6 protein-coding genes are annotated in these 5,748 nt (G+C 70.8%); 4 read left to right on the forward strand and 2 right to left on the reverse strand.

Translation table 11 applies throughout. The features are described from left to right. The coding region (locus Q0C41_RS29300) for a PEGA domain-containing protein (protein ID WP_291990212.1) at positions 1–597 on the reverse strand (597 nt) is incomplete at its 3' end. A 123-nt stretch (positions 598–720) separates the two neighbouring features. On the opposite strand from Q0C41_RS29300, the gene Q0C41_RS29305 reads away from it, so the two are divergent. Continuing rightward, on the forward strand, positions 721–1,554 hold the full coding sequence (locus Q0C41_RS29305; RefSeq protein ID WP_291990214.1) for a M48 family metallopeptidase: 834 nt from the start codon (positions 721–723) through the stop codon (positions 1,552–1,554). A 15-nt stretch (positions 1,555–1,569) separates the two neighbouring features. Here Q0C41_RS29305 and gltS read toward each other — a convergent pair whose 3' ends face one another. Continuing rightward, positions 1,570–2,799 carry a sodium/glutamate symporter gene (gene gltS, locus Q0C41_RS29310; protein ID WP_291990216.1) on the reverse strand — a complete coding sequence of 410 codons (1,230 nt, stop codon included), beginning with the start codon at positions 2,797–2,799 and terminating at the stop codon, positions 1,570–1,572. 34 nt (positions 2,800–2,833) lie between these two features. Between gltS and Q0C41_RS29315 the strand changes: the two genes are divergently transcribed. The 3 genes from Q0C41_RS29315 to Q0C41_RS29325 form a co-directional block, all read left to right on the forward strand. Continuing rightward, on the forward strand, positions 2,834–4,291 hold the full coding sequence (locus Q0C41_RS29315; RefSeq protein ID WP_291990218.1) for a phosphatidylserine/phosphatidylglycerophosphate/cardiolipin synthase family protein: 1,458 nt from the start codon (positions 2,834–2,836) through the stop codon (positions 4,289–4,291). A gap of 2 nt (positions 4,292–4,293) precedes the next feature. Further along, positions 4,294–5,058, forward strand: a complete 765-nt coding sequence (locus Q0C41_RS29320; protein ID WP_291990220.1) for a SprT family zinc-dependent metalloprotease — start codon at positions 4,294–4,296, stop codon at positions 5,056–5,058. After that, positions 5,058–5,748: hypothetical protein (locus Q0C41_RS29325; protein ID WP_291990222.1), on the forward strand; the 691-nt coding region annotated here is incomplete at its 3' end. The genes Q0C41_RS29320 and Q0C41_RS29325, both read left to right, overlap by 1 nt.

A 5,748-nucleotide genomic window follows, 5' to 3' on the forward strand; every position in this document is an offset into this window, starting at 1 on the left:
GGCGCGGAACACCGTCCCCCGGTCCTCGAGTTCGATGTCGTACACGCCCGGCGCCAAGGCCTCGTCGACCGGCGCGGCGCCGACGTCGCGGCCATCGAGCCGGACGGCCGCGCCCGCCGGCCCGTCGATGCGCAACTGGCCGCCCGCCTGCGCTGGCGTGGTCGTCCGCAGGTGCCAGATGTAGGCCGCTTCGCCCAGCGCGACGAGCGCCAGCACCGAGGCGAGGACCGCCAGCCAGGGCGACCGGGTGGGCGGCTCGTCAGCCCCGCCACGGAGGCGCAGTTCGCTCCAGTCGGGACGTGAGAAGTCCGGCCCCTCCGTGACGGCTGGCCGCGCCTCCACCGGGCCGGGCTCGCCTGTGCCGGCCGTCACCGGCGCCTTCGTGCGATGGTCCTCGGGCACGTCCACGACGTCGTACCGGTCGAGCTCGCCGTCGGTCGGGGGCCAGGTGACATGCAGCGGGCCGCCGGGGCCGGCCGGCTCCCGCTGCGCGCGCAGGGCGTGCGTCCGCTTGAGGAGCGCCTCGAGGCGCGCGCTGATTTCTTCGGGCGTGGGACTCCCGGTGGGGCCAACCGCCGGGCGCTCTGGTTCAGTCACCGTCGGTTTGTACCCCACGGGCTACGCAGCGTCAACCAGCAGCGCTGCGCGGCCGACCGCCCACGGCGTGTGCCAACAATCGAGCACACCTGCGCTGGCAGAAGGTTTGCAAACAACCGCGGCATGTCGTGGCGCCACAACGTCTCTCGTCGGTTCACCGCGTCCACGGTCGTCATCGCCCTTGCCTCGGGCTCCGTGGCGGCCTATCAGCTCGTCTCCGTGCAGGATGAGATCCGCATCGGACGGGAGGCGCAGCAGGAGATTCGTCGCCAGACCCCCGAGGTCGGGGACCCTCTGGTCCGCGAGTACGTGCAGACCCTGGGCGCCGCCCTCGTCGGGCATGCCGACGGCGCCGACTACCCGTACACGTTCTCGACGGCGGACTATCGAGAGCTCAATGCGTTCGCCCTGCCCGGTGGCCCCGTGTGGATCAACCGCGGCATCCTCGACGCCGCGACGACCGAAGCCCAGGTGGCCGGCGTGCTCGCGCACGAGATCGCGCACATCGCCGAGCGGCACTCGGCGCGGCAGATCACCAAGGGCACGGTGGCCAATGGCCTGCTCGGCCTGCTTGGCGCCATGATCGGCGACAACGGCGCGGGGGCCGCCGCGGCGCGGGTGGCGGCCGGGCTGACCGCCAACTCCTTCATGCTCAAGTTCTCGCGAGACGATGAACGCGACGCGGATCGTCAGGGCGTGCAGATCCTGCGGGGCGCCGGCTACGACACGCGCGGCCTCATCGAGTTCATGCAGGTGCTCGACGCCCAGCAGGGGCGCGCCCCGGGATCGGTGGCGCAGTTCCTCTCGACCCATCCGGCGCCGGCCAGTCGCGTCCGCGACCTCGAGCAACTGGTCGCCGCCAACCCGGGGGGCGGTCGACGCGACAGTGCGGCCTTCGGCGCCCTCAAGCGTCGATTGGCGCAACTGCCGGCCGCTCGCCAGATGCCGACGCGTTGACGCGGGCGCCTGTCCTCAGCGATAGACGTTGAGGAACGTCGTGATGACGACGTTGTTGATCACGTCGATGAAGAACGCGCCGACCATCGGCACGACGAGGAACGCGCGCGGCGCCGGGCCGTACCGCTCGGCGAGCGCTTCCATGTTCGCCATTGCGTTGGCGGTCGTGCCGAGCATGAAGCCGATGAAGCCGCTCGACATCACGGCCGCGTCGTAGTCGCGCCCCATCAGGCGGAAGATGATCGGCGGCGCCAGGACGGCCACAAAGACGATCTGCACCACGAGCAGCACCGCCAGCGGCAGGGCGAGGCCCGCCAACTGCCACAGCTTCAGCGTCATCAGGGCGATCACGATGAAGAAGGCCAGCGCCACGGTCCCGAGGTCGTCGATGGTGGCCTGCGAGATGCCGAGCCAGCCCGTCAGCTCGTCGACATTGCGCAGCACGATGGCCGCGAGCATGGCGCCGATGTAGCGCGGCAGCACCACGCCCTGCGCCGTCAGCCAGTCGCTGATGCCGGCGCCCACCCACATCGCGAACAGCAACAGCGCCGTCGCCTTCATCAGGGCATAGGCCTCGCGGTCCTCGTTGCCCGGTGCGCTGGTCGATCCCGGCAACGCGGCTTCGACGACGTGGTGGGCGACGTGGGCGTGGTCCGGCGACGGGCCGAGGCGAACGTCGCGATGCAGACGCTTCTCGATCAACCAGGTCCCGACCGGCCCCCCGATCAACCCGCCCGAGACGATGCCGGCCATGGCCGCAGCGACCGCGATCGTCTCGGCGCCCGTGACACCCGCCTGTTCGAAGAACGGCGCGAACGCCAACCCGGTGGCGGGGCCTCCGGCCAGCGTCACCGATCCCGCGAGGACCCCGAACAGTGGCGGCTGGCCGAGCAGGCGTGCCGTCACGACACCGAGGACGTTCTGCAGCACCGTGAAGACCGAGGAGGCCACGAGGAACAGCACCACGAGCGGGCCGCCGCGACGCAGCAGGCCGACGCTGGCCCCGAAGCCCACGCTGGTGAAGAAGGCGATCATCAACGGATCGCGCAGCGTCGTGTCGAAGGTGAACGGCACCTGACCGCGGACGTGGCCGATGGTCATGACCACCGAGACGATCAGGCCACCGACCACCGGTGCCGGGATGTTCAGCCGTGCCAGCCAGCCGAGGCGCCGCCGGATGGCGTAGCCGGCAAACAGCACGACGCCGGCGAAGGCCAGGGTATGGATGGCGTTGATCGCGAACACGCCGCGATGATACACAACCGGTCGAGACGCGCTGATGCCACGACTGCATGCCCCATCGAGGTCGCGGCCCCGGAGCCAGCCCCACCCATTCCGTCAGCGACAGATTCCGCGTCGATGGCGTCTCCGGCAGCGCCAGTCACGCAAGCGCGGTGCGCCGTGGATCGGCACTCGCGTCCGCCGGCTCATCTGGCTGTGGCAGCCGTGGGCCCTGCTCGGCATCTGGTCACTCGTGCAGGACCGCTACTCCTGGGGCGCGGGGATGTTCGCGCTGACCATCGTGGCGTTCGTGTTGCGACCCGCGGAACGGCCGCCGCGCCTCGGCCTCGATCACATCGATCCGGCAGGCTCTCGCGCGTTCCTCGACACCATGGCCGGCGTGACCGGCGTCACCTTCACTCCCGGCAATCGCGTCGACGTGCTCAACAACGGCGACGAGTTCTATCCGGCCATGCTCGCGGCGATTCGTGACGCGACCGACTCCATCTGCATCGAGCAGTACATCTTCTGGGAGGGGCGGACCGCCGAGGAGTTCTGCGCGGCGCTCACCGAGCGCGCGCGCGCGGGCGTGCCGGTGAAGATGCTGCTCGACGCCGTCGGCTCGGCCACCATCGGCGACACCGCCTACACCAGTCTGACCGAGGCCGGGTGCGAGATCGCGTGGTACACCCCGATTCGCTGGTACACCGTCGGCCGGTTCAACAACCGCACCCATCGCAAGACCCTCGTCGTGGACGGACGTGTCGGCTTCACGGGTGGCGCCGGGATCGCCGACCACTGGCGTGGCAACGCCACGCCGCCCGACCAGTGGCGCGACATGGTCTGTCGCATCGAGGGACCGGCGGTGGCGCCGCTGCTGTCGGGGTTCGCGCAGAACTGGCTGCGGACCACCGGAGAGATTGTCCAGGGGCGGGAGTACTTCCCGACGGTGCCTCCGGCAGGCGACCTGGCCGTGCAGGTGATCCACAGTTCGCCGGACGCCGGCGCCTCGTCAGCGCGCCTCATGTACTACCTCGCCATCGTCTCGGCGCGGCGTCGCATCGACATCGTCAATCCCTACTTCGTGCCGGATGAAACGGCCATCGAGACGATCATCGAGGCGGTGGCACGTGGCGTGCAGGTGCGCGTCCTCGTGTCCGGACGCAGCAACGACAACTGGTTGGCGCGACAGAACAGTCGACGGCTCTATGGCGTGCTGCTGGACGGCGGCGTCACGCTGTTCGAGTATCACCACTCGATGCTGCACCAGAAGGTCATGCTGGTGGATGGGTGCTGGTGTACCGTGGGCACCAGCAACTTCGACAACCGGTCCTTTGCTCACAATGAAGAAACGAGTCTGTGCCTGTGCGAGCCCCGGTTCGTGGCCGAGATGACGGCGCTGTTCGAGGAGGATCTCGCCGCGAGCCAACCGGTGGACCGTGACCAGTGGCAGCGCCGCGGCGTCGTGACGCGCGCGATGGAACTGGTGGCCTCCCTGTTGAAGGAGCAGGTCTGATCGTGGCGGCGCAGTTGTCGTTGCCGTGGCGGGAGTGTGGCGAGGCGTCGACCGACGGCGGGCGAGCCGAGGTGCCGCGGCCTGCGGCCCCCGCCGTGCCCAGTCCGGCCCCGGCCCTCCTGTTCGTGCGCAACGGCCGGGCCCGGCGCTACATCCTGCGCGTGCTGCCTGACGCCACGGTGCGCGTGACGATCCCGCGACACGGATCACGCCGCGAGGCCGAGGCGTTCGTCCGGACGCGGACCCGCTGGATCGCCGATCGTCGCGAGGAACTCGACGTGCGCCGTCGCGACACGCGATGGCGGGCGGGCCAGCACGTGTGGTGGCGCGGCGTCCTGTGCACGGTGGAGATCGGGTCGGCCACCGGGGCCGAGGTGACCGTGCGGTGCGGCGACCTGCGGGCGACCAGCCCGGTGCGCGAGGACTATCGGCCCGTGCTCGAACCGCTGATGCGTGCGTGCGCCGCACGAGAACTCCCGGTTCGTCTCCGTGCGTTGGCCGCGACCCACGGCCTCGACGTCGCCCGCGTCATCGTGCGCAACCAGCGCTCCCGCTGGGGGTCGTGTTCGCGCGACGGCAACATCGCCCTGAACTGGCGCCTGCTGCAGATGCCGGCTGCCGTCTGCGAGTACGTGTTGCTGCACGAACTGATGCACCTCCGGCAACCCAATCACTCGTCACGGTTCTGGGCCGAGGTCGAGGCGGTCTGTCCGGATTACCCACGTGCGCGCGGATGGTTGCGATCGGAAGGTCTGGCGCTCTGCTGATGGCCTCACGTCCGACCGAAGAACCACCGTTCGTGGACAGCACCGCCGCGCTGGCGTCCCTGTACCAGGCGCCGTTCGCGGAATTCGTCGCCCGCCGGACGGCGCTGGTCTCGCAGCTGAAGCGGAGCGGCCACAAGGACGTCGCGGCGCGCATGGCCGCCGCGCCCAAGCCCTCGCGAGCGGCGTACCTCGTCAACCAGGTCTACTGGCAGGCACGCGCGACCTACGACGCCGTCCTCGAGGCGGGGACGACGGCCCGGGCGGCGCAGCAGGCACGGCTGCTCGGAGATGCCTCGACGGATCTGGCCGAGACGCTGCGGCGGCGCGACGAGGCCGTCCGGGCCGCGACCAGCGAGGCGACGCGGATCGCGAGTCGCGACGGCCAGGCGGCCAGCGGCGCGGCAGAAGCCCAGGTCCGCGCCTCGTTCGAGGCGCTGGCTGCGCACGGGCTCGAGTCGCGCCTGACCCACGGCCACCTGGTGGCCGATGTGGACCTGCCCGGGCTGGCGGCCTTCGCCGGCTTGATCCTGCCGGCCACGCCGCCACCCACCACCGTCCGGCGCTTCGAGGTCGTCTCGCGCCGCCCCCCGCCAGAGGTGCCCGCGGCGCCCACGGCCGAGCCCGACCCGCTCGTGGCTCAGGCCGAGGCGCTCGTGAGCGACCTCGAGCAGCGCCAGGCCTCCGCCGTCG

Source organism: Luteitalea sp. (genome assembly GCF_022842525.1).
GTDB lineage: Bacteria > Acidobacteriota > Vicinamibacteria > Vicinamibacterales > Vicinamibacteraceae > Luteitalea.